The following is a 21,944-nucleotide window of genomic DNA, read 5'->3' on the forward strand; positions in this document are numbered from 1 at the left end:
AGCAGCGAATTACCGCATTATCCGGGAATTATATACCCAAGATTATCTTAACGAAGGAGAGATTATGAGGGACAATAACGGTCTGTTCCTAACGCAAATGATGCGGCCATTATCCAAATTTCTTGACGATAGGATGAGAAGCATTTTACTGCTGTTTTCAGCGACTATCATTGCCTTTATCTGGGCTAACTCCAGTTATTCCGACAGCTACTATGCCCTATGGGATACTCTCATCACCGTCAGCATTGGGAGATATGGAATTAGCAATAGTTTAGGCCATTGGATCAATGATGCGCTAATGGCCTATTTCTTTTTTGTTATTGGGCTGGAAATCAAGCGAGAGCTTTTGGTGGGAGAATTATCGAGCATTGAAAATGCTATTTTGCCGGCCATCGCTGCTGTGGGAGGCATGGTATTTCCAGCCTTGATCTACCTGCTCTTGACCCAGGGAGGCCCTGGTCACGCGGGCTGGGGTATTCCCATGGCAACTGATATTGCCTTCTCACTGGCTTGTTTAACAGCTCTGGGTTCATCAATCCCCCTGGCTTTAAAAGTATTCCTGATGGCTCTGGCGATCTTTGATGATATGGGGGCCATCCTGGTAATTGCGTTGTTTTACACTGAGCAGATAAGTCTGGTAAATCTGGGTTTTGGCTTTATTATTCTGTCAGTATCGGCTTTCTTAAATTTTAAAGGCGTAAGGAAAACGTATCCTTACGCTCTTCTGGGTATCGCACTATGGGTGACTTTCTTTCTTTCCGGCATTCACGCTACTATAGCCGGTGTATTGCTGGCATTTACTATTCCGGCACGGGCTCGCCATAATCAAACACAGTTTATATCAGAGGCGGAAGGTATCATAAATAGCTTTCCTAATGGAGATTTCCATCTCATGTGTACAGATGAAACTCAACGGAAAATGATGAAAAAACTAAAGGTATCGGTTGACAATCTGGATTCCCCCTTGCAAAAACTTGAGGATAAACTTTATCCATTCGTGAATTATCTTGTGCTGCCAGTCTTTGCCCTGGCCAATGCAGGGGTGAACCTGGGTCAAGGAAATGGCACTATCAGTTCGATGAGTCCGGTGTTCTGGGGAATTGCCGCGGGTCTGGTTATTGGAAAGCCGATAGGAATTACTCTCTTGTCCTGGTTATCCGTCAGGTTCGGTATAGCTCAACTGCCTTCCGGGATTATGTGGATGCAGATATGGGCCATGTCATGTCTGGCTGGTATAGGGTTTACTATGTCCTTGTTTATTACTAATCTCGCTTTTTCTGATCCGCTGTTGATACATCAGGCCAAACTGGCGATAATCATTGGATCCATCCTGTCTGCTTTCCTGGGCATGGCTGTCTTTTTCTTGTTCAATGCGATTCGCCGGGCAAAATGACTTGGCCCCGCCCCTAAATGTTTAATATCACTATGGCTTCCCGGAAATCCTTGATGTAATCATCACAGGTTTCAACTATTTCGACCCATTCTTGGTCTGCTGAGGGATCAAATACCCCTATCACCCTGAAACCTGCTTTTTTGGCGCTCTTAACGGCGTGAAGCGCGTCCTCGAATACCGTGATCTCACCGGGCGGCGCCCCGAAACCTGCTGCACAGCGCAGGAAGATTTCGGGATCGTCCTTGCCGGTCTTCATATCATCTCCGGTTAAAATAAAATCAAAATATTCGATTATTCCCATTCTAAGCAGAACCTGCTCGGTGTTGGTTCGCGGACCGGCGGTGGCGATGCACATTTTGACCGCCTTGTTATGCAAATATTCCAGAAACTCGCGGGCTCGGGGTTTTAATTGCACATGATTAAGGTATTCTTCTGTGCATAACTGATTGATTTCAGAGCTTATCTCGTCAACCGTCGGCAGAAGATCATATTTCATTTTGAACAGTTGTGCGGCTTCTCTGACAGTCAGGGTTTTTATGCGCCGGTGCATCTCCGGGGTGGGAGTCTGCCCATAACGTTTGAGAAATTTGGCATCCAGGCTTTCCCAAATGCCCATGGAATCCAGCAGGGTTCCGTCAAGATCAAAGATGGCGTATCTCATTAATTACCCACCATTTCACGGGCCAGGGTTAACAACTGAGCTGTTGCTTCTCCGATATCAGGCCGGGCAAATATGGCGGAAACCACCGCCACGCCGTCTATGCCGGCGCCCTTCAATTCCAGAATGTTTTGCGCTGTGATGCCGCCGATAGCCACCACCGGTATAGATACCGCCTGACAGATTCTGGTGAGTTCCTCCCGTGCAACTATACCGGCATCCGGCTTGACCGGACTGGCGAAAACAGCTCCGACCCCAATATAATCAGCGCCGTCATTCTGGGCAGCCACAGCCTGGGCAGCATTTTGCGCCGATACCCCCAGAATCTTGTCGGGTCCGATAAGCCCGCGCACCGCCGCCACCGGCATGTCTTCCTGCCCCACATGCACCCCGTCCGCATCTACCGCCATGGCGACGGCCACATTGTCGTTTATCACCAGGGGCACTTGGTACCTGTCAGTTACAGCCTTCACAGCCCGGGCGGCCTCCATGAATGTCCGATCAGATGCCTCCTTTTCCCGGAGCTGAACAAAGGTAGCTCCGGCGGCAACAGCCTCTTCGACCACCTCGGCAACAGTCTTGCTTCCCAGCCAACTCTGGTCAGTCACGGCGTATAACAGCATACATGCTCTATCTACTTTCAATTCTGGTCCTCGCCTTCAATATATTCTCATCAATCTGGCTCATGGCATCGATCAGGTGGATTTTAAAGGCTGCCGTACCACCCTGATATTTCTCTGTCTTTTCATAAGCCAATTCCCCGGCTATTCCCATCATGCAAACCGCCGCTGCCGTCGCCTCCAGCCGTCGGTCCAAATTGGCCCCGCAAAACGCGCCGATCATGGCACTCAGCATGCATCCTGTACCTGATACCTTTCCCAGGAAAGGATGACCGTTTCTTATCACAAATGCATTTGCAGGGTCCGCTACTATATCCACCGCCCCGGTAGTCACGGTAATCGCCCCGACTTTCCGGCTCAATTGCCTGCCCAGGTCAATAGCCCGGCCGGTGTTTTGATGAAGAGCCCGGTCGTCTGCGCTGGCATCAACCCCTTTGGTGCTGCCGGCTCCCGAGTTAACCGTCATGATTTCCGATACATTGCCGCGGACCACATCAAATCGAACCTCCTGCAACAGCTTAAAAACCGAGCCGGTCCTGAGATGGGAAGCACCGGCGCCGACCGGGTCCAGGATCACCGGGTGTCCGAGTTGATTGGCCTTTTTGCCGGCCTTGATCATGGACGCGATGGTTCTTTGATTTAAGGTGCCGATGTTGATCACCAGAGCCTGGCAAATTGAGGTAATATCTTCAACTTCTTCGATATCATCGGCCATAATGGGAGACCCGCCGCAGGCCAGGAGGATGTTGGCGCAATCGTTGACGGTTACATAATTGGTGATATTGTGCACCAGGGGGGTGGTTTCACGCACTCTGGCCAATGCTTCGGCAATGTCGTTCAGTATTTTATTGATGTGAATTACCTCCTCTATTCTTGATGATTTTTACTTCAGATCCTCCAGATTCGTCGGTTGTAAAAGGGCTTTTACCGCACTTCAGATCCACACAGAAATGGGATGTGCCGTAACATAGCACATCCCACAATATTTCCAGTGTTCCCTACGTTGGCATTATCCAAATCAGGTACGGTCGAAACTGCAGTTTCCTCTCAGCCTGTTCACAAGCTCCCGAACATATTCAGTTTCATTAAGGATAAACGTGTTAAGCGAATTATGTCAATATCCTTTTCTCTTTTAAGCCTAAAGGGGATTTATCAACCATCACCCCTTACACTCTATTAAAATATAATAATTATGGACTATTCCTGACCACCAAGGTCTTGGGAAAGTGCATAATTTAACGGCAGAACAAATTATTCAGGAAGTTAACCCCTGATTTTTTCCTCAATTTAACAGGAGAGACCAGGCATCATGTCGAATATGTGGCTTGGTGCGATTACTTCATAAAAAATTGAAAATAAAGGAGTTGTTTTAGTATGAGTACAGCCCTGGCAGTGGCGGGAATCACCACCATGTTTTTTGCCGGAATCGGGGTGGTCTTCTATGTTTTAAAATCGATTGGACTACAAACCCTGGCTGCTAACCGGGGTATTGAAAATCCCTGGTTAGCCTGGATTCCAATTGCCGACCTGTACATTATGGGTTTATTAGTGGAGGAAATGGATGTATTCGGTTATCACCTGGATAATTTGGGTTTGTGGTGTCCGGTCATATTTGTGGGCGGCGGAATCTTAGCCGGGATTCCGGTATTAGGGGTTCTTATAAGTGTTGCATTATTGGTCTTTGCGGCATTGTTTGTTTACAAATTATTTGAAATCTATACATCCCAGGCGATTCTCTATACCGTGCTGTCTATTCTATTGGCCCTTTTACCCGTTTTCCTGTTCATTATTCGCGATAACACACCGATAGGCCGGTCACAAAGGAATTTTTAAGGGCAGACTATGGAATCTAAAGCGGGGTTCATGGTTGCCGGTTCATCTGCCCCTCTGGGGGCAATCGGATCGGCAACTCGCTTATTATTCACCCGGAATCATCTCCTGCCGCGGCGGATTTTTAGCCAGCCTGCCCGGTTTTCTTTCCCAGAACGCCTTCGGTTTATGTATTTCATGCCCCGCTGTTGACAGCGATTTCCCTAGCATTGCGGGGGTTTTCAATCTATCCATTGCTGAAGATGCTCCTGGTGACTATGATAGCGCGGCCGGTCTGTTTCGCATTAAGTTATCTGATAAGAAAGATTCCTCCTCCGAGGAGGTTTTTTCGTAAGGACAGGCGGAACAGTTACTCACCCCCATTAATCTTATCCGATGATTCCGCTTAACTCCCGTCAGTCGAACGGCATTCCGTATCACCCTCCACTGGCTGTCAGCTACCCGGAAATGCGGCAAGCGTCCACTTGAGGCCTTTGGTACCATCCTGTTCGAAGCATGCATGATTTTAATCGATCAGATGATAATAGTCTAAAGAGCTTAAATGCTTCAAGGAGGTTTAATGAAATGGCCGCAACCGATTTACTTGATAAAGGCGCCGTCTTGCAGAGGGACAAAGAAACCTTCGCGGTGGTTCCTCACATGCCCGGCGGGTTGGTGACCCCGGAGGTTTTGAGAAGAATAGCCGATGTAGCGGAAAAATACCATGCCCAGGCCTTAAAGCTGACCTCGGCTCAGCGCCTGGCTATTGTAGGCCTGAAAGAAGAAGACCTGGATGAGGTGTGGCGGGATCTGGACATGAAGCCCAGCTACGCTATCGGTCTATGCGTGCGCAGCATAAAATTCTGCCCGGGAACCACTTTCTGCAAGCGCGGGCAGCAGGATTCGGTCGGTCTGGGGTTGAAGCTGGACGAACGATATCACGGCATGCAGCTGCCCAGCAAGTTCAAAATGGGCATAAGCGGATGTGCCAACTCCTGCGGGGAGAATCATTTCCGCGATGTCGGGGTGATGGGCATGCCCAAAGGCTTCAGGCTGATGGTGGGCGGTAACGGCGGGGCCACTCCACGAATCGCCAGGACCATCTATGATAACCTCGATGAAGAGCAGATCCTCGAAAAAGTGGACCGGATCGTCAAGGTCTATTCCCAGAGTGGCAAAAAACATGAACGTATCGGCAAATACATTGACCGCGTCGGCCTGGAGGAATTCATAAACCAGCTGGAGAGTTAGCCTTTTTGGTTGGGTATTGGTGGCCAAGCAACATCCGCGTCTCCCCATTCATCTCATCGTATAGTTGAAGCGAAGTCTAAGTCCGCTGCGACGGAGATGCGCAGCAGTCGACTTTATGAAATAGTTCTCCTGAAGCCGGTATCGATCAGGCTTTGCCTTTCTCCCGGGCGATGCGTTGGAATTTTTCGCGCCCGTTACGGGGTGGAACGTGCACAACCGACCGGCGGGACATGGTTACAGAGCTATTGGGGCAGAAGTTTGCGCAACCCCCGCATCCCAGGCAGACCTTCTCATCCACAAACGGGACCTCGTTTCCATCCCGGTCTTCCTCCATGGCGAGGGCCCCGATCAGGCATTTATCAGCGCATATACCGCAGCCGATGCAGTTTAAGGAATCGAATACCGGAATGAAGTTGCTGGGATGGGTGGCATACTGTCCGTGTTTGTTGATGCCGGTCATAACCACGCAGCAGCATCCGCAGCAGTGGCATATATAAGTGGGCTTGTTCAAGACATTGTCGCAGTTATGGACTAACCCCAGGGCTTCGGTTTCATCGAGCACCCGCAGCAAATCGTCTACGCTGGCAGGTTTACCCAGACCCCGCCTGATTATCCACTCCGCAGCCGGGCCCAGGGTAGTGCATACTTCAAGCGGCGCATCACAGGCTCTACCCAGATGCTGTGCTTTATGGCGGCAGGGACATATAGAGAGCGAGCCCCCGCCGGACTGGCGGATGATCTCCCCGGCCCGCTCATAGTCCAGGACCTCAGTCTCGACCGCTATGGGTATGAGGTGTTCATACACCAGTGTGCGCATGAATTTGGTGTCCCGCCCGGCGAACTCAGTCTGAACCTCTTTATTATCAAAATAGCTGCTGAAAAGCTTGGCCAGTTCCTTCATATCAGCTTCCCTGCCGGCCCGCATGAAAGTATACTCAAAAAAGCCGACAACCATCGGTGTCAGCATATAGTAAAACGTATCCTTACGGGGCAAGTCCATCACCAGTCCCCGTTCAGCCATGCCATCCAGTATTGGTTTCAATCGTTCCATATCCATACCGGTAATACCCGCGATTTTTTCGATACTTACCGGAATCATCGGGAACTTGCTTCCTATCATAGCCTCGCCTTCGGTATAAAGGCGCTGCAAAATTGCCATCAGGGTGTCGTTTATCGGCGCTCCCACCGGATTTTTATTGAGGCGTACCGCCAAAGCACGATAGACCTCGTCTTTGGAGTGAATTATGTGCCCCATAAAATAACCTCCTATACAGTTCGTACTCAATAATAGTAACACAAAACCGAATTTTTCTTGTACCAGCGACGGGAGCGGGGGAAGGTGACGGACGCAGGTCTCCGGGAAAGGCATGGATACGAGACTGAGTAAATGGGGTTGGAAAGCATCCCACTTACGCCTTCCCATGCTTTACTCTCTTTTGTCGCGCTTGCCTCCCTACTAGCCTTTAGCCCCAAAAATTACGCCCATCCTTATTATCTAATGATGGGCGGTTTGGGGGAGCTAATCTAATCAACTAACAGAGGATCTTCAATGAATGTGGTAAACTGGAAATCGTGGTCATGGCCGAAGTTGGTGGTAGTTTCACCCTCTACAAAGTGAATATGCTTATCGTGATCGATATAAATTGCCGGACCCGTTCTTATCCCGATTTCATGGTAATGATTGAAGAAGAAATCAGTGTTGACCAGAATGGCGTGGACATGGCTTTTTCTGTACGGAATCGCTTCACTGGTAACGCCCGCGAACCTGTGGTTATGGAGAATAGCACCCTCTAATGTAGTGCTTCCAGCGAATTCGTGAACATGAGTCTGAATTGCTTCGCATTCCCGCTCACAATGATCCGGTATACAATCATTCTTGGCGGCATGGATTTTAATTTTTGGCAAATGAGATACCTCCTTCCAATTAATTGGTATATCATATGGATAATTATTCCTGGGTGTTACACAGGGCAAAGCGATCGCATTATAGATTACTGGAAATGACTTGATCAAAGAATTCAGAGTTCTTTTTCATCTCATTTTTTAAAGCGCTTCCCCTATCACCTGCGTTTGTCGAAATAATGACAGGCGGATTGCTAAATTTTTACTATATGTTACGCGATATAAAAATCAATCCAGTTTGATTAGGAGGAGACAGTTATGGATCTGGCGCAACGAATTGAAGATCTGCGTTGTAAACTTGATAGGCTGGTTGTGGAGAAAGGACTGCAAGATCCCTTCGTCAGTGAACTTAGTGAACGATTAGATGTACTTATTACCGAATATTATCGGGACAACTTCCGGCCTGTCTGACGGCGGCTCCTTTGATATCCCATATATTTTCATATATGGGAGTGACCGGAAGAAAAAAGCAAATACCATTGCAGGAAATAAGTCTTTTTTGCTGAATACTGGAAATAGCAGGAAGCTAAGATTTGCAGTGAATACCCATTGTAAAGGCTTGCTTTTGCGATTAAGCAGGTTCTATTGTCGAAAACGCCACAACTCAGATACAAATCTTGGAAATTGACGCAATATTTAATAAATATAAGATATATTGATATGTGGACAGCGGTAAGTTAGAATTGAAAAGCCGGGAAAAATGCTATGCTGAATTTAAGGAAGCGCTCAATGGAATTTGTCCATAACATGCCGACAACATTGGTTTTATTGAATTACTAGTACGAAGACACTTTTAACGTTTATTGGGAAGAAGTAATTATCGCATTATATGGCACATCGACAAATCAAGGCTTATCTTTAAAACCCCGGTAAATATTGAGTTCAATGAGTAACTCAAAATAACCTTGAGATCCTGCCGACTATTTTAGTGTTTAGTCTGCCGGGCTTAAATGCTATATCCTTCCGAAGGTCGGAGATCCATTTAAATAAAATCCATAGCGTATTGGTATCAAACTGGATATATTGTCCGATCCTGCAAGGGGTTCTAACCTGCTGCGTATTGTTAGTCGGACAATTTGCTTATGGTACAAAGGGGAATTGATCATGGATATCATTACAAAAATAGAAGACTTACGCTTAAAGCTGACTAAACTGGGGGAAGAGAAAGGATTAAAGCATCCCGACGTTATCAGGTTGAGCAAGCAGCTAGACGACCTTATCATCCAGTATTATCGAGTTCACCCGGAAGAGAGAAAAGAGTAAATAGCCAGGGTTGACAACTGGGGACGGTGGCAAAAAGGACCGTCCCCAATTGTCGCCGTCCCGTGCCTCCGGCCTCATAGACATTTATTCACAAAGATGTCTTTGTTGCTTAACTAGTCTTTGAATCCGAAACTGCGGGCGATCATGGCATAAGTGGTAACCGGCACCCCATATTGCCGGCCCATACGCACCACTTCAAATATCAGCCCGTCTATTTCCGAATCCTTACCCTGCTTTAAATCCCTCTGCATCGAAGTAGAGGCCTTGGGTGACAGATTATCAAGAATCTGCAGATTGGTCTTAACGATGTCCACGCTGAAGTGAATGCCCATGGCCTCGGCCAGGGTATCGATTTCCCGCATCAAGGTGATAAAGGCATCCCTGACCCGCCCCTCCTTCTGCATTTCTCCGGCATCGATATCATAATAGGCTCCGCAAGCCGCCATCGGGGATACATAAGAGAATTTCTGCAGGGCGTCCCTTTGGATGTTATCCGATATCAGGGCGGTGAGGCCGCTTTCCTCCAGATCTCTAGCCACATCTTCAAGCGCCGGCCGGTACTCATCGGAGTTTCTCACTCCGTATACCACCCGGAAAATGTCGCCGGCCTGCAGGATGGCGCCCGGCCTTTTGATCTCAGCGGCTATATAAATGCATCCATCCGTCACCAGGATTTCCGGCAGCATGGCCTGCAGCCTCCCGCCGGTGCCATAAATATTAAGCAAGGGGATCACTACCGTATCTCGGTGGGCGACCCTATTTATAAAAGGGATGGTATCCAGCAGCGAATAACCTTTCACACAGATGAATATCACATCGGGCTGCTCCCGGTAATGATGCATGTCACTGGCTTTCATGGGATAGACTGTGTAATTCCCTTTGCGGGTGGTCTCCATTTTCAGACCGTGTTCCCGAATAGCCTCCAGGTGCTGCCCCCTGTCAATGACGGCGACATCTTTGCCCGCTTCGGTCATGAAGGCCCCAATGCTTCCGCCCGTACCTCCGGCTCCGATTACAAGATATTTCATATTGTCCTCCGCAGTGTCGTCAAATTTCCTTTAATGATACCAATTAACTACATTAATCCGCTAGGGGCAAGAGATGAAGCAAAAGTGTCGTCTCCGTTGCTTCCTTTTGTTCAAAAGGAATTATGTAATTTTTTGTAGAAGTTAGTTTTTAAAAATAAGGGAGCGGGATTTATTATGAAGGGACTTGTTAACTGGGAAGCACTGCAGAAGCTAAGCTTCGGTCCGGCATATGAACGAATGAACAGCGACCCCGCAAAAATGTGGGGCCAGACCGCAGTCATGTACAACAAGATGGTTCAGTTGGAGAAGGAATATACCAAAAGCCAGGTGGAGACTTTTATTCTGGAACCCGAAGACACGGTTCTCGATATAGGATGCGGTCCGGGAAGGTTGGCAATCCCGGTAGCCCAGAAAGTCGCCCGGGTTACAGCGCTGGATGTCGCTCCACAGATGCTGGAAGTATGCGAAGGCAACGCCCGGCTGGCCGGAGTGGACAATTTGTATACCCGCTTGCTTAACTGGGATGATGCTATTATCGGGGACAATCTGGAACAGCATGATGTGGTTATCGCCTCCCGATCAGCGGGTTTACACGATCTCGTCAAGCTAAATGGGGCAGCCAGGAAATATGTATTCGTACTGAGTTTCGCTCAAAGCCCCAGCCTCAAACATGCTCGGGACAGCTTGTTTATCGGAGCATCTGAAGAGGTGAAGCCACTGCCCCCCATGAACCGCATGCTGGGTTATAACCTCACCTTCAATATCCTCTACGACCTGGGTATCGATCCATCACTAAAGGTAGTCACAGATGGTTTTACTGGCAGTTATGGGTCGCGGCTCGAAGCCTACGATGATCTCAGGGTATTATGCGAATTTCCGCCCGAGAACGAGCACATTTTCCGCAGCAATGTCGATAAATGGCTGCTTGATAATCCTGACGGCAGCTGCACTTTCCGCATCGAAACCAAAACTTATATAATGTGGTGGGAGCCTAAACCCCTGAATGTTTAGTCGGCCCAGGCCGGAATTATTCGCATTACGCATTTCAGCAGCCCGGGAAATACATGAAATTCCTACATTTAGGTTTCTCATGTTAACTTGGCGAGAATATGGTAGAATTTTGTTAGTTATTTAGTTATCCAGAGTGATTAGCTTATACTTCTGACAAATTATGCAATGCGGGTACCAATCGAATAGAATATCTGGGACTTCGAGTTTTGGTTCCTAAAGGCTGAGCCCATGGGCCAAAACCGATGAGTTTGTTGGGAAATCGGCAAGCTTTCCGTGTTTGAGAAGAAGGCCATTATAACCGTTTATCAATAAGATAGGCATGTGTTCTTATGGCGCATGCCTATCTTTTTGATGAAATATAATTTCGATTGGGGGTACATAAATGAGGAGAAAATGGTTCGTTTCTATGATGTTAGTCATCGCTGTGATGACGATGGCCGCAGGCTGCGGCAAGGCGCCTCAACCCGCCTCAACCGCTCCCCAGCGCTCAATAGTGGATATGGCCGGGGTTGAAGTGAAACTGCCCGCCGAGGTCAATACCGTAGCCAACTGCTGGCCTTCCAGCAACCAGATCATGATAACTCTTGGCGCAACAGCCAAACAGCCTGCCTATTTCAATATTCTCAAGACTGAGAGCTTTACCTGGATGCAGTACGTAAATCCTGCTATCAAAGAGAAACCGGGCTTTGGCAGCGGTTCCACGGTAAACGCCGAAGAACTGCTGGCCTTGAAGCCGGACCTGGTAATCACCGCCAACGCTAATGACGCTGAGGCTTTCCGCAATGCGGGTCTGACAACTATGTACATGATGTTCAATAATTACCAGGCTCTTAAGGAATCGGTTCTGAAGACCGGTGAAGCACTCGGCGGAAATGCGGTCACCCGGGCTCAGGCTTATGTAAGCTACCTGGATGGCAATATCAAACTTGTCCAGGATCGCCTGGCCGATGTCAGAGCTGAAGATAAACCAACGGTTTATTATCTTGACGGGCAGGCCGGCAAGACAGCTTATTCTACCGGCGGATCGGGAACCATGCAGGAAGAGTGGATCAACATGGGCGGTGGGAAGCTTGCAACTGCTGAACTATTTCAGGGTATGAACAAAGAGATCACCCCTGAGCAGCTGCTCAAGCTAGATCCTGATTATATCGTGATAGGCGGCCTGAACCAGGCCAGCGCTTATAAAGCCCTGATGGAAGATTCCAACCTGGCAGATTTGAAGGCCATCAAGGCAAAGCATGTCTATCGAGTTCCTCAGGGTACTTTCCAGTGGGATCGCTTCGGGTCCGAATCGGCTCTACAGGTAGTGTGGATGGCTAAGACCCTGTATCCCGACAAGTTTGACGGTGTGGATATGAAGCAGATGACCATAGATTTCTACAAGAACTTTCTAAGCTACGATCTTTCCAGTGAATATGCCGATGCCATTCTGGCAGGCAAGAATTCACCCACCGGGCTATAGCAAAACCCTATCCCGATCTCCATAAAGCACTTAGGTGGCAGGGCGGCGGCTCTGCCGCCTTGCAGATTGATGCAAAAGGATTATGTCATGAATAGCACCAGTGTGATTGAAAGCAAAACACCCCGCCATCAGCGGCCTCTCGCCGGAGTGCTGCTCCTGCTGTGTCTGGCGGTCTTTATCCTGTCTATAGCGGCGCTTTGTCTGGGTCGCTATTATGTCAGCTATGAGCAGGTAGTCCGCATTTTAGGATCCTATGTATTCCCCGTGGACCCAACCTGGACTCAGACCATGCACAACGTGGTCATGAATCTGCGCCTGCCCCGAATATTGGCAGCAATTCTGGTGGGTGGGGCCTTGGCTCTTTCCGGAGCCACCTACCAGGGCATGTTTGAAAATCCTCTGGTATCCCCGGATATACTGGGGGTCTCATCCGGGGCCTGTGTGGGCGCCGCCGCAGCCATTTTGCTGGGCTTAGGCAATACCGAGATTCAGCTGTTCGCTTTCTGCGGCGGTATCACAGCGGTCAGCATGGCCCTGGCTATCCCTACCTTGATGCGCAGTAAATCGACCATCGCCCTGGTTCTGTCGGGTGTCATCATCAGCGGGTTTATGATGGCCTTGTTAGGCCTGATGAAATACATTGCCGACACTGAGACCGAGTTGGCGGACATGGTTTACTGGCAATTGGGGAGCATCGCCAAGGTTACCTATGAGAACTTGTTTGCCACCGCCCCCATAATGATTCTTACCGGCCTGGTTTTACTGGCCATGCGCTGGCGTATCAATATCCTCTCCCTGGGCGAGGAACAAGCCCGAACTCTTGGGGTGAATCTGCGTTTTGAACGCGGAGTGGCCATTACTTGTTCCACCTTGTTGACTGCCTGCGCGGTATGCTTGAGTGGCACGGTGGGGTGGATCGGACTGATAATGCCCCATATAGCCCGTATGATAGTGGGCAGTGACAATGTCCGGCTGCTGCCTACTGCCACCCTCATGAGCGCGGGCTTTCTGATACTCATCGACACTGTTGCCCGAACCCTGACCGGAGGAGAACTGCCCCTGGGCATTCTCACCGGATTTATCGGCGCCCCTTTTTTCGCCTGGATACTGATCAAACAACGGGGGGCGATTTAATATGGCATTGCTGGAAGTCAAAGAAGTTGCCTTCGCCTATGAAGGTCATCGCACCATATTTAAGGATGTCAGTTTCAGCATCGACAAGGGAGATCTATTCACTATCCTGGGGCCTAATGGCTGTGGGAAATCGACACTGCTGAACTGCCTGGCCCGCATCCGTCCCTTAAGCCACGGGCAAATTATGCTGCAGGGAAAAGATATGAGCCGCATGTCTGCCCATCAAGTCGCCCAGAAGATAGCCTATCTGCCTCAGAGCATCTATTTTTCCTACGGCTACTCGGTACGTGAATTTGTCGTTATGGGGCGCACCCCGCACCTGGGAATGTTCAGCCGGCCCCGGAAGCCGGACTATAAGCTGGTTGATGAAACCATCGCTATGATGAACCTCTCCCATCTCGCCAACAAGTCGGTGAACCAAATCAGCGGTGGGGAACTGCAGCTGGTGTGCATAGCCAGAGCCATCGTGCAGCAGCCCGAAATCATTTTGTTTGATGAGCCCACCTCAGCATTGGATTACGGCAATCAGCTACGGGCTCTTCGTTTGATAAAAAACCTGGCCGATAAGGACTATGCCGTAATAATGACCACCCACAATCCTGACCATCCCATCCTCCTGGGGGGGATCGCAGGAGTTCTCTCCCGTAGCGGGTATATGGAAACCGGCAGCGTTGAGCAGATTCTGCAACAGGAACGACTGAGCGAATTGTACGGCACCAGGCTGCAAATCGTCTATGTAAATGAGATTTCGCGGGTGGCCTGCCTCCCTGAAAGTCTATAGTACAGTGAAAGTCCTGGGCAAGTATTTTTTGCTTGGCTGTCGTTCATAGTCACCCCCCTGCTTGCGCAGGTTCGGCTTGACCAACCGGGAATTAGATGCCCATAATGAAGAATTAAAGAGCATCAGTTTACGGGGGTATCAGTAAATGGTAAAAGAGTGGAATCCTGATCTGTATGATGAAAAACATGCCTTTGTATCCAAACTGGGAGAAGATTTAATCGAACTCTTGCAGCCGCAAAGTGGTGAACTCATCCTGGATCTGGGCTGCGGCACCGGCGATTTAAGCCATCTTATAAAGCAATCCGGCGCCACAGTGGAAGGATTGGACGCGTCAAAGGAAATGGTGGCACGAGCCCGGGAGAAGTACCCGGATATCCAGTTCCGGCCCGGCGATGCCTGCTCTTTGAATATTTATGAACGCTATGACGCCGTTTTCTCCAACGCGGTATTGCACTGGATCAAAGAACCGGAAAAGGCCCTGGCCGGTATCTGGCAAGCCCTAAAAAAGAAGGGGCGCTTTGTCGCCGAATTCGGCGGACGAGGCAACGTCAATACTGTTACCCGGGAGGTTATGAAATGTTTGCGGGAGATGGGACACCCCGTCAGCGATGCAGACCTCCCCTGGTATTATCCCAGCATCGGCGAATACACCAGTTTAATGGAAGAGCATGGCTTTTGTGTAACCTACGCCCGTTATTTCGTCAGGCCCACCATTCTGGAAGACGGGGAAAATGGGCTGAGCAACTGGCTGGATATGTTCGCCGATCTGTTGTTCAAGAACTATACCGCGGATCAGAAGCAGATGATCTTTGGGCAGATAAAAGACCAGCTCAGAGACAGTACGCTGCAAGACGGCCAATGGATCGTGGATTATAAAAGGATACGGGTGGTGGGGATAAAAGAAGAATAATCACATTGAGCAGTTGATCTGTCAACAGCGTCTATCATCGTAATTTACTGCTCCAACCGCCACCGGTTGGCACTTTCATAGTCATTTAACAGTGGTGTCTCTCTAAATCCCGAGTCCCTATATATTGCGCTTTAGAAGGATGCAGGTGGTTCTTGACTTTCGCCAAATGCGAAAGTCAAGAACCGTTCGCTTGCATCACCATCGTTTGGCGAACAAAACGCCCGCCTGTTTCCTCGTCACTCGTTCAGTCTACTTCCCCGTAAACTCAGGTTTTCTCTTATCCAGGAAAGCCTGCATGCCTTCTTTTTGGTCATGGGAGGCGAACAGGAAACAGAATTTCTCCAGTTCCATCTCCAGCCCGGTATTCTGGCCGGAATTTAAAATGCTGTGCAGCGACGATTTTAATGTTGCCATGGTCAGGGGCGATTTCTTGCTGAGCTTTGCAGCCAGTTTCAAGGCGGCATCCATCACTTCTCCGGAGGGTACCACCTGGTTGACCAGCCCGATTTGAAAAGCCCGGCCGGCATCTATGGCATCCCCGGTAAACATGAGTTCTTTAGCCCGGCTCATGCCGATCAAGCGCGGCAAGCGCTGGCTGCCGCCTGCTGCCGGGAAAATCCCCAGATTAATTTCCGGGAAGCCGAACTTGGCGTTATCCGCGGCAACGCGGAAATCACACACCAGAGTCAGCTCTACCCCGCCTCCCAAAACGAAGCCGTTAATCGCCGCGATAGTGGGCTTGGGCAGCTCCTCTATCTTCCTGAAAACCTTATGGATAGGCTTTACATATTCCCTGGCCATCTGGGGATCGCACTTCAGCATGGCCTTGATGTCTCCGCCGGCAGCGAATACCTTTTCACCGCCGGTGATGATCAAGACCTTTACTGTTTCATCATGGCAAACCCTATCCATAGCCTGATCCAGTTCCCCGATCAACCTGTCATTGAGGGCATTCAATGCCTCGGGGCGGTTTAAGGTTAATATCCCGATATGATCCTGCTGTTCATATTTTAAGGTCTCAAAATTCATATCCTCACCTTCTTTTAATTCAATCATCTTTCCCTCCTGCCCATCATAGAAGCCCGGGCCGCTCTTACCGCCGGGTGCCCGGCGCGGGCCTTCTGTTACATGACCAACGCGGGGCCGAACTTGGGAGCGCCGAATTCTTTTAAAAAATACTCAGGCATTATCAACAAGACATCTACTATCAGGTCGCATAAAGCCAGGCCCTATTATCGGTATTACACTAAGTGCATATTTCCTCACTTGCTGTAATCATAGAAGCCCTTGCCGCTCTTCACTCCCAGGTGCCCGGCGCGGACCTTCTGTTTCATGGCCAACGAGGGGCGGAACTTGGGATCGCCGAATTCCTTGAAGAAATACTCGGTCACCATTAAAAGCACATCAATCCCTACCAGGTCGCACAAAGCCAGCGGCCCTATGGGCATATTGGCTCCCAACTTCATGGCCTCGTCAATGTCTTTTGCCGAAGCCACACCTTCCTGATAGGCATAGCAGGCGTCATTCAGATAGGGTACCAGGAGCCGGTTGACGATGAAACCGGGGGCTTCTTTGGCCTCGATGGCGGTTTTGCCGATGATCTTGCAGAATTCCATGGCGGTCTCGACGGTCTCCCGGCTGGTTTCGCTTCCGGGGATCACCTCCACCAGACGCATGACCGGCACGGGATTGAAGAAATGAGTCCCCACCACTCTGTCCGGCCTGCCGCTGGCGGCCGCTATCTCAGTGATGCTGAATCCCGAGGTATTGGTGGCGATGATGGTTTGGGCCGCGCAGATTTCATTGAGTTCTTTAAATAGCTGCTTCTTGATATCGATATTCTCGATGATCACCTCGACCACCAGGTCGCAGTCTTGCAGAGCGGATTTATCGGTAGAAGTGGCGATATTGCCGATAAACCCGGCTTTCTGTTCTTCACTGATCTTGCCTTTTTTCAGATCCTTATCCCAGTTCTTGACCATGTTTATCAAGCCTTTGTCTATAAATGCCTGATCGATGTCCGCCAGTATGACCTTGAGCCCCGACTGAGCCGCGACCTGTGCTATGCCGTTGCCCATGGTTCCGGCTCCCACGACGCCGATTTTGGAAATACTCATATTGACTGCCTCCTTCTTAATCATGGGGGCGATGCCAGCCATCGCCCCCCAACATTTACAATGCTTCGATGATGGTGGCCATAGCCGGCCCGCCCCCTGCGCAGAGGGTGGCGCATCCGAACTGTTTCTTGCTGCGGCGCATCTCATGCATCAGGGTGATGATCAGCCGGGCTCCGGTCTGGCCCACCGGATGACCCAGCGAGACCCCCGAGCCCAGGACATTGATTTTATCGACATTTATCTGCAGCTCCCGGTTGCAGGCTATGACCTGCGTGGCGAAGGCCTCGTTTATCTCCCAAAGTTCGATATCATCCATGCTCATGTGAGCGAATTGCAGCACCCGCTTAACTGCGGGGACTACTCCGATGCCCATTATGCTCGGATCAACCGATGCGGAGGCGGTGGCCACGATGCGGGCCAGGGGCTTTATTCCCAGCTCCTTTGCTTTATCGGCTCCCATCAATATCATGGCAGCGCCGCCGTCATTGATGGCTGAAGCGTTGCCGGCGGTGATGATGCCGTCTTTTTTGAAGGCCGGCTTCAGTTTGGCCATGCTCTCCAGGCTGGCATTGGGGTTGGGATGCTCATCAGTATCAAAAATCTTTACACCCTTTTTGCTCTTTATCTCAACAGGAACGATTTCTTCCCTGAACTTGCCTTCGGCAATGGCCTGACAGGCCCGCTGGTTGCTCATCAGTCCCCATTCATCCGCCTCCTGGCGGGAAATGTTGTACATATCGACCAGGTTTTCCGCGGTCACTCCGGCGTGATAGTTGTAAAAAGCATCGATGAAAGCATCGTACATCATGCCGTCTTCAAGCTTGCCGGGGCCCATGCGGTATCCCATGCGGGCTTTCAAGAGCAGATAAGGTATATTGGTCATGCTCTCGTGGCCGACTGCCGCTCCGATGTCGATCTTGTCCAGCATGATCTGCTGGCCGATGATCTCCGCGGCGCGCATCGAGGATGGGCACTGCTGGTTGATGGTTACTGATACCGTCTCCACCGGGCATCCGGCGTGTATGGTCACCTGCCGGCTGGGATTGCCTTTGCAGCCTGCCTGGTAAACATGCCCGGTGGCGACTTCTTCGATTTGAGCCGGCTCGATGCCCGCCCTTTCTATAGCGGCTTTTAAGGCCATAGTGCCCAGCTGCACCGCCGTAAAATCCTTGAGGGAGCCCAGGAAATCCCCTATCGGTGTTCTGACTCCGCTGACGATGACTACTTCGCGCATATCTATTCCACCTTCCTGTGCTAAACACTGGTTTACATCATGCCTTTGCTACGCATCAACTTGATCATGGGGTGATAGCTGTTTTCGAACATCGCCATAAAGGCCTCGAAATCGCCCGCCAGGGCCTGGCGGCCCGTTCCCAGGTATACTGCCAGGGGATCCAGGGTGCGCATGATCATGATTTGCTCCTCGGTGGGCAGCTCGGTCTCAGTGAGATGGGGCGATATGGCCAGATCCCACTGCACCGCCTTTTTGATGTTTTCAATATCCACTCCCGGGTGAATCTTTTCCAGGTACATCTCTCTGGTTTCAGCATCGAAACGGTATACGCCCATGGTGGTAATCACGGCGGCCGGACCTGACCCGACCAGACCGGCTTTTTCTCGCGCCCCCGGACCGCTCAAATGCCCGGGTGAGGTAAGGTAATCGACTTCATTCACGAAGTTGCGTCCATCCTGGCGCATCATGATTATGGTCCGTCCGGCTGACGAGGCCAGGTCATTGGCCCCGCCGCTTCCCGCCAGGCGAACCTTGGGGGCATAGTAGTCACCGATGGCGGTGGAGTTCAGATTGCCATATTTGTCAATCTGGGCTCCGCTGATGCAGGCCACATCCACAAAACCGGCCTGCTGGGCCCCCATGACTTCTCGCTGACTGCCCGCAAAGTAAGCCCGCTCATTGTTGACCGCACAATCCACGCACATCGGCAGACGCAGCGGCGCCGGTCCCATAGCGCCATATTCAACCATCATGTTGAAATTGGGGGCATGACTGAATTTTGCCACCGTAGCTGCCATCAAGGGCATACCGACTCCTATAAAGGCCAATTCCCCGTCCTGGATCTCTCGGGCTGCCGTGGCCGCCATTAGTTCGGGCATATTGTAATCACGGGTATATTGGGACATACTGATCACCTCACCTCTCCGAATTGCTGATATTTGTGTTCGCTCTGCATCAGGCGGTAAAGCCGGTCATAACCCACCAGCTGGCAGTATTCGTTCCAGTCCCTGGTACCCAGGATGTATTTTTCAGCCCATTCCTCGAAGCCTTCCCGGGTGGCGAACTGCCGGTAAGCATCCAGCCCAAAGGCCAGGTCATGATGGTAGTAATAATTGGATTCCCGCCAATGCGCCCCGAAAGGAGCATGAACCACGGCGTCGACATAGTAGTAAGGGATGGTGGTGAGGTTGGGCATGCGCCGGATTTCCGCCGAAGTGATTATCTCCTCCACGCTGACAATGACATGCTTGGCCGACCGGGCCAGAGTGTCGGTGTTGCCATACAGTCCAAAGCATTGCACATTGCCGATTTCATCAGCCCGGGAGGCATGGATTACCGCCACATCCGGATATGAAGCCGGAACCAGGGCTATCGGCTGGTTGGTATAGGGATCGTCCATTACCTTTATTTTGGGATTGTACTTGATGATGTCAGAGCCCAGCTGTGATTTGGTGGGCATGAAAGGCAATCCCATGGAAGCCGCGGCCCACCGCATGGCGGCCCCGAAATTGCTGTAGTCTTCGACTTCCAGAGGCCGGGGGATGCCCTTTTCCACGGCGCGGCGGAAAACCTTGTCTTCCCCTTCAATACCGCCCCAGTTATAGCCCATCTCGATCTTGCGGACCAGACCGGCCCCAATCAGGGCGGACGACATCCCGATCTGGCTGGTGATGACCAGATCCAGGGTTTTGATGCGGTCACGCTGCCTCACTATCTCCCATATGAGGGCCGCCGGCGCGGCGCTGACAGTCATGCCCAGGTAACAGTCTTCATGGATGTACTTTTCTACCGCCTCCTTGGCGGTCATGATTTTGTATGTTGGCGGTTTGGCGCGGCCTTTTTTAACCGGCATGGGTTGAAAAAGCATTCTCTTACTCCTCCTTCAGTTTTACTAGCACTCCCTGCTTGCTGCGGTCAGGCCAAAGCATATTCCCGCAGGCGGTCTGCTAATGTGTCATTTCGTTAAGCCAGCAGGTCTTTGGCGATAATAACCCTTTGGATCTGCGAGGTGCCTTCAAAGATTTGCAGTATCTTGGAATCGCGCATCATCTTCTCCACCGGATAATCCCGGCAGAATCCATAGCCCCCCAAAATCTGCACCGCGTCGGTGGTGACCTGCATGCACATATCGGCGGCGAAACATTTGCAAATGGCGGAAATCTCGGCGGCCATCATCTTTTCATCCAGCAGCCAGGCGGCCTTTTGGTATAGCAGCCGTGAAGCTTCGATATTCATCTTCATATCCGCCAGCATGAATTGGACGGCTTGAAAACTCGCAATGGGCTTGCCGAAGGCCCGCCGTTCTTTGGCGTAATCCCGGGCGAATTCAAAGGCCCCGTTGGCCACCCCTACGGCAGCGGCCGCGATAAAGGGGCGCGAGGAGTTGAAGGCCTTCATAGCCAGCTTAAAGCCGTCCCCTTCTTCACCCAGGCGAAACTTCTTGTGCACCTTCACATTGTCCAGGATCAGTTCTGAGGTGTCGGAACAGCGCATGCCCATCTTATGCTCGCTTTTGCCAATGGAAAGGCCTTCGGTGTTGCGGTCAACCATGAAAAATGACTGGGCCCGGTTGCCTTTGCTCTTGTCGTGGGTGGCCAGAACGGTATACTTGTCGGCATAGCGGGCATTGGTGATGAAACATTTGGTGCCGTTGAGGATGTAGTAGTCGCCGTCTTTTTTGGCGGTGGTCGATAAACCGGCCACATCTGACCCGGCCCCGGGCTCGGTAACCGCATACGAAGCCAGCTGCCCATCTTCGCAGATGCCCGGGAACCACCACTCCTGCTGCTCCTCAGTACCGCCGTACAGAACCGGTTCCGAGGCCAGCATGTTGGCCAGGGGGGTGATGGCGATGCCCAAACAGGCCTTGCAGATCTCCTCGACCACCATGCACAGACCGACGTTGCCAAAGGTCATGCCGTTGTATTTCTCCGGGGCGTTCATGCAGGAAATCCCTAGTTCGTGCATTTTCTTAACTACCGGCCAGGGGAATTCCTCTGACTCGTCATAATCATGGCGCACCGGAACGATCTCGTTTTCCGCGAACTTCCTCACAGTGCGCTGCAGTGCCAATTGATCCTCATTGTAAGTAAAGCCAAATCCCATGTTTATCCCTTCCTTTTCTCAGCTAAACAGTTAAACGGCAGAATTCCGGTTATCCCCCCTTTCTGAACTTCTGGCTACCAAATTTGCAAACTTCATGCCACGATTTTGCATGGCTTAAAAATCCCAATATACCGGGATTAACAGGGTTAGTTTCGAAGTGAGCCGAAGTTTATTTTCAGGCAGAATTGCCAGACTGCGGGGATAAGACCTTCAAGTCCGTAGTTTGGCTTGTGGCAGAAATAAGAATGGATTTTCAGATGCGCCAT

At 50.7% G+C, this 21,944-nt stretch carries 22 protein-coding genes and 2 riboswitches; of the genes, 10 read left to right on the top strand and 12 right to left on the bottom strand.

The features are described 5' to 3' along the window. Positions 1 to 100: 100 nt before the first annotated feature. Entirely contained in the window at positions 101 to 1,393 is a 1,293-nt protein-coding gene (gene nhaA / locus B3W37_RS12385; protein WP_483168700.1) for a Na+/H+ antiporter NhaA, read from the top strand. A 13-nt stretch (positions 1,394 to 1,406) separates the two neighbouring features. On the opposite strand, the gene B3W37_RS12390 is transcribed toward nhaA, so the two are convergent. The 3 genes from B3W37_RS12390 to thiM are packed head-to-tail and all read right to left on the bottom strand — an operon-like array spanning position 1,407 to position 3,503. Then, positions 1,407 to 2,054, bottom strand: a complete 648-nt coding sequence (locus B3W37_RS12390) for an HAD family hydrolase (protein ID WP_483168609.1) — start codon at positions 2,052 to 2,054, stop codon at positions 1,407 to 1,409. Then, entirely contained in the window at positions 2,054 to 2,695 is a 642-nt protein-coding gene (gene thiE, locus B3W37_RS12395) for a thiamine phosphate synthase (protein WP_483176006.1), read from the bottom strand. Before thiE ends, B3W37_RS12390 begins: the two co-directional genes overlap by 1 nt. After that, a complete protein-coding gene (gene thiM, locus B3W37_RS12400) occupies positions 2,682 to 3,503 on the bottom strand; it encodes a hydroxyethylthiazole kinase (protein WP_483168701.1) in 822 nt (273 codons plus the stop codon). The genes thiE and thiM overlap by 14 nt, the downstream gene beginning before the upstream one ends. A 146-nt stretch (positions 3,504 to 3,649) precedes the next feature. Next, positions 3,650 to 3,751: riboswitch (TPP riboswitch) on the bottom strand. Between the two features lie 294 nt (positions 3,752 to 4,045). On the opposite strand from thiM, the gene B3W37_RS12405 reads away from it, so the two are divergent. Next, positions 4,046 to 4,504: a hypothetical protein gene (locus B3W37_RS12405; RefSeq protein ID WP_483168612.1), complete on the top strand. Its 459-nt coding sequence runs from the start codon at positions 4,046 to 4,048 to the stop codon at positions 4,502 to 4,504. A 561-nt stretch (positions 4,505 to 5,065) separates the two neighbouring features. Further along, a complete protein-coding gene (locus B3W37_RS12410) occupies positions 5,066 to 5,731 on the top strand; it encodes an NAD(P)/FAD-dependent oxidoreductase (protein ID WP_483176008.1) in 666 nt (221 codons plus the stop codon). Positions 5,732 to 5,876: 145 nt separating this feature from the next. On the opposite strand, the gene B3W37_RS12415 is transcribed toward B3W37_RS12410, so the two are convergent. Both B3W37_RS12415 and B3W37_RS12420 read right to left on the bottom strand, forming a co-directional pair. Next, positions 5,877 to 6,986 carry a 4Fe-4S dicluster domain-containing protein gene (locus B3W37_RS12415; protein ID WP_483176009.1) on the bottom strand — a complete coding sequence of 370 codons (1,110 nt, stop codon included), beginning with the start codon at positions 6,984 to 6,986 and terminating at the stop codon, positions 5,877 to 5,879. 269 nt (positions 6,987 to 7,255) lie between these two features. Beyond that, the gene (locus tag B3W37_RS12420; protein WP_483168702.1) at positions 7,256 to 7,627 is read right to left on the bottom strand and encodes a YmaF family protein; all 372 of its coding nucleotides are present in this window, start codon (positions 7,625 to 7,627) and stop codon (positions 7,256 to 7,258) included. A 264-nt stretch (positions 7,628 to 7,891) separates the two neighbouring features. Between B3W37_RS12420 and B3W37_RS12425 the strand changes: the two genes are divergently transcribed. Together B3W37_RS12425 and B3W37_RS12430 are read left to right on the top strand one after the other, a co-directional pair. Beyond that, a complete protein-coding gene (locus B3W37_RS12425) occupies positions 7,892 to 8,044 on the top strand; it encodes a Spo0E family sporulation regulatory protein-aspartic acid phosphatase (RefSeq protein ID WP_481038366.1) in 153 nt (50 codons plus the stop codon). A 693-nt stretch (positions 8,045 to 8,737) separates the two neighbouring features. Beyond that, on the top strand, positions 8,738 to 8,896 hold the full coding sequence (locus B3W37_RS12430; protein ID WP_481038365.1) for a Spo0E family sporulation regulatory protein-aspartic acid phosphatase: 159 nt from the start codon (positions 8,738 to 8,740) through the stop codon (positions 8,894 to 8,896). 113 nt (positions 8,897 to 9,009) lie between these two features. Here the strand turns inward: B3W37_RS12430 and B3W37_RS12435 are convergent, their stop codons facing one another. Next, positions 9,010 to 9,924 (bottom strand): ketopantoate reductase family protein, encoded by a 915-nt coding sequence (locus B3W37_RS12435; protein ID WP_483168617.1) that lies wholly within the window; start codon positions 9,922 to 9,924, stop codon positions 9,010 to 9,012. 174 nt (positions 9,925 to 10,098) lie between these two features. Here B3W37_RS12435 and B3W37_RS12440 point away from each other — a divergent pair, with 174 nt between their 5' ends. The 5 genes from B3W37_RS12440 (at position 10,099) to B3W37_RS12460 (ending at position 15,222) form a co-directional block, all read left to right on the top strand. Continuing rightward, on the top strand, positions 10,099 to 10,935 hold the full coding sequence (locus B3W37_RS12440; RefSeq protein ID WP_483168618.1) for a class I SAM-dependent methyltransferase: 837 nt from the start codon (positions 10,099 to 10,101) through the stop codon (positions 10,933 to 10,935). Between the two features lie 185 nt (positions 10,936 to 11,120). Further along, positions 11,121 to 11,239, top strand: a riboswitch (molybdenum cofactor riboswitch). Between the two features lie 78 nt (positions 11,240 to 11,317). Further along, positions 11,318 to 12,397 (top strand): ABC transporter substrate-binding protein, encoded by a 1,080-nt coding sequence (locus tag B3W37_RS12445; RefSeq protein WP_483168619.1) that lies wholly within the window; start codon positions 11,318 to 11,320, stop codon positions 12,395 to 12,397. 69 nt (positions 12,398 to 12,466) lie between these two features. Next, entirely contained in the window at positions 12,467 to 13,531 is a 1,065-nt protein-coding gene (locus B3W37_RS12450; protein ID WP_481038361.1) for a FecCD family ABC transporter permease, read from the top strand. A 1-nt stretch (position 13,532) separates the two neighbouring features. Next, entirely contained in the window at positions 13,533 to 14,312 is a 780-nt protein-coding gene (locus B3W37_RS12455; protein WP_483168621.1) for an ABC transporter ATP-binding protein, read from the top strand. A gap of 145 nt (positions 14,313 to 14,457) precedes the next feature. Next, on the top strand, positions 14,458 to 15,222 hold the full coding sequence (locus tag B3W37_RS12460; protein ID WP_483176010.1) for a class I SAM-dependent methyltransferase: 765 nt from the start codon (positions 14,458 to 14,460) through the stop codon (positions 15,220 to 15,222). Positions 15,223 to 15,471: 249 nt separating this feature from the next. On the opposite strand, the gene B3W37_RS12465 is transcribed toward B3W37_RS12460, so the two are convergent. The 6 genes from B3W37_RS12465 to B3W37_RS12490 form a co-directional block, all read right to left on the bottom strand. Beyond that, a complete protein-coding gene (locus tag B3W37_RS12465; protein ID WP_483168624.1) occupies positions 15,472 to 16,278 on the bottom strand; it encodes an enoyl-CoA hydratase/isomerase family protein in 807 nt (268 codons plus the stop codon). 206 nt (positions 16,279 to 16,484) lie between these two features. Next, the gene (locus B3W37_RS12470) at positions 16,485 to 17,339 is read right to left on the bottom strand and encodes a 3-hydroxyacyl-CoA dehydrogenase family protein (RefSeq protein ID WP_483176011.1); all 855 of its coding nucleotides are present in this window, start codon (positions 17,337 to 17,339) and stop codon (positions 16,485 to 16,487) included. Between the two features lie 55 nt (positions 17,340 to 17,394). Beyond that, positions 17,395 to 18,573, bottom strand: a complete 1,179-nt coding sequence (locus B3W37_RS12475) for a thiolase family protein (RefSeq protein ID WP_483168626.1) — start codon at positions 18,571 to 18,573, stop codon at positions 17,395 to 17,397. A 32-nt stretch (positions 18,574 to 18,605) separates the two neighbouring features. Then, a complete protein-coding gene (locus B3W37_RS12480) occupies positions 18,606 to 19,478 on the bottom strand; it encodes a CoA-transferase subunit beta (protein ID WP_483176012.1) in 873 nt (290 codons plus the stop codon). Positions 19,479 to 19,483: 5 nt separating this feature from the next. Next, positions 19,484 to 20,440, bottom strand: a complete 957-nt coding sequence (locus B3W37_RS12485; RefSeq protein WP_483168628.1) for a CoA transferase subunit A — start codon at positions 20,438 to 20,440, stop codon at positions 19,484 to 19,486. A 95-nt stretch (positions 20,441 to 20,535) separates the two neighbouring features. Then, positions 20,536 to 21,678: an acyl-CoA dehydrogenase family protein gene (locus B3W37_RS12490; protein ID WP_481038353.1), complete on the bottom strand. Its 1,143-nt coding sequence runs from the start codon at positions 21,676 to 21,678 to the stop codon at positions 20,536 to 20,538. Positions 21,679 to 21,944 lie beyond the last annotated feature (266 nt).

The sequence above is a fragment of the Syntrophomonas sp. UBA5494 genome, from assembly GCF_002426325.1.

What these genes read in the sequence shown, in the direction of transcription:
- nhaA (WP_483168700.1), top strand. Translation starts at nt 101, where the DNA reads ATGCGGCCATTATCCAAATTTCTTGACGATAGGATGAGAAGCATTTTA.
- B3W37_RS12390 (WP_483168609.1), bottom strand. Translation starts at nt 2,054, where the DNA reads ATGAGATACGCCATCTTTGATCTTGACGGAACCCTGCTGGATTCCATG.
- B3W37_RS12405 (WP_483168612.1), top strand. Translation starts at nt 4,046, where the DNA reads ATGAGTACAGCCCTGGCAGTGGCGGGAATCACCACCATGTTTTTTGCC.
- B3W37_RS12410 (WP_483176008.1), top strand. Translation starts at nt 5,066, where the DNA reads ATGGCCGCAACCGATTTACTTGATAAAGGCGCCGTCTTGCAGAGGGAC.
- B3W37_RS12415 (WP_483176009.1), bottom strand. Translation starts at nt 6,986, where the DNA reads ATGGGGCACATAATTCACTCCAAAGACGAGGTCTATCGTGCTTTGGCG.
- B3W37_RS12425 (WP_481038366.1), top strand. Translation starts at nt 7,892, where the DNA reads ATGGATCTGGCGCAACGAATTGAAGATCTGCGTTGTAAACTTGATAGG.
- B3W37_RS12430 (WP_481038365.1), top strand. Translation starts at nt 8,738, where the DNA reads ATGGATATCATTACAAAAATAGAAGACTTACGCTTAAAGCTGACTAAA.
- B3W37_RS12435 (WP_483168617.1), bottom strand. Translation starts at nt 9,924, where the DNA reads ATGAAATATCTTGTAATCGGAGCCGGAGGTACGGGCGGAAGCATTGGG.
- B3W37_RS12440 (WP_483168618.1), top strand. Translation starts at nt 10,099, where the DNA reads ATGAAGGGACTTGTTAACTGGGAAGCACTGCAGAAGCTAAGCTTCGGT.
- B3W37_RS12445 (WP_483168619.1), top strand. Translation starts at nt 11,318, where the DNA reads ATGAGGAGAAAATGGTTCGTTTCTATGATGTTAGTCATCGCTGTGATG.
- B3W37_RS12450 (WP_481038361.1), top strand. Translation starts at nt 12,467, where the DNA reads ATGCAAAAGGATTATGTCATGAATAGCACCAGTGTGATTGAAAGCAAA.
- B3W37_RS12455 (WP_483168621.1), top strand. Translation starts at nt 13,533, where the DNA reads ATGGCATTGCTGGAAGTCAAAGAAGTTGCCTTCGCCTATGAAGGTCAT.
- B3W37_RS12460 (WP_483176010.1), top strand. Translation starts at nt 14,458, where the DNA reads ATGGTAAAAGAGTGGAATCCTGATCTGTATGATGAAAAACATGCCTTT.
- B3W37_RS12465 (WP_483168624.1), bottom strand. Translation starts at nt 16,278, where the DNA reads ATGATTGAATTAAAAGAAGGTGAGGATATGAATTTTGAGACCTTAAAA.
- B3W37_RS12470 (WP_483176011.1), bottom strand. Translation starts at nt 17,339, where the DNA reads ATGAGTATTTCCAAAATCGGCGTCGTGGGAGCCGGAACCATGGGCAAC.
- B3W37_RS12475 (WP_483168626.1), bottom strand. Translation starts at nt 18,573, where the DNA reads ATGCGCGAAGTAGTCATCGTCAGCGGAGTCAGAACACCGATAGGGGAT.
- B3W37_RS12480 (WP_483176012.1), bottom strand. Translation starts at nt 19,478, where the DNA reads ATGTCCCAATATACCCGTGATTACAATATGCCCGAACTAATGGCGGCC.
- B3W37_RS12485 (WP_483168628.1), bottom strand. Translation starts at nt 20,440, where the DNA reads ATGCTTTTTCAACCCATGCCGGTTAAAAAAGGCCGCGCCAAACCGCCA.
- B3W37_RS12490 (WP_481038353.1), bottom strand. Translation starts at nt 21,678, where the DNA reads ATGGGATTTGGCTTTACTTACAATGAGGATCAATTGGCACTGCAGCGC.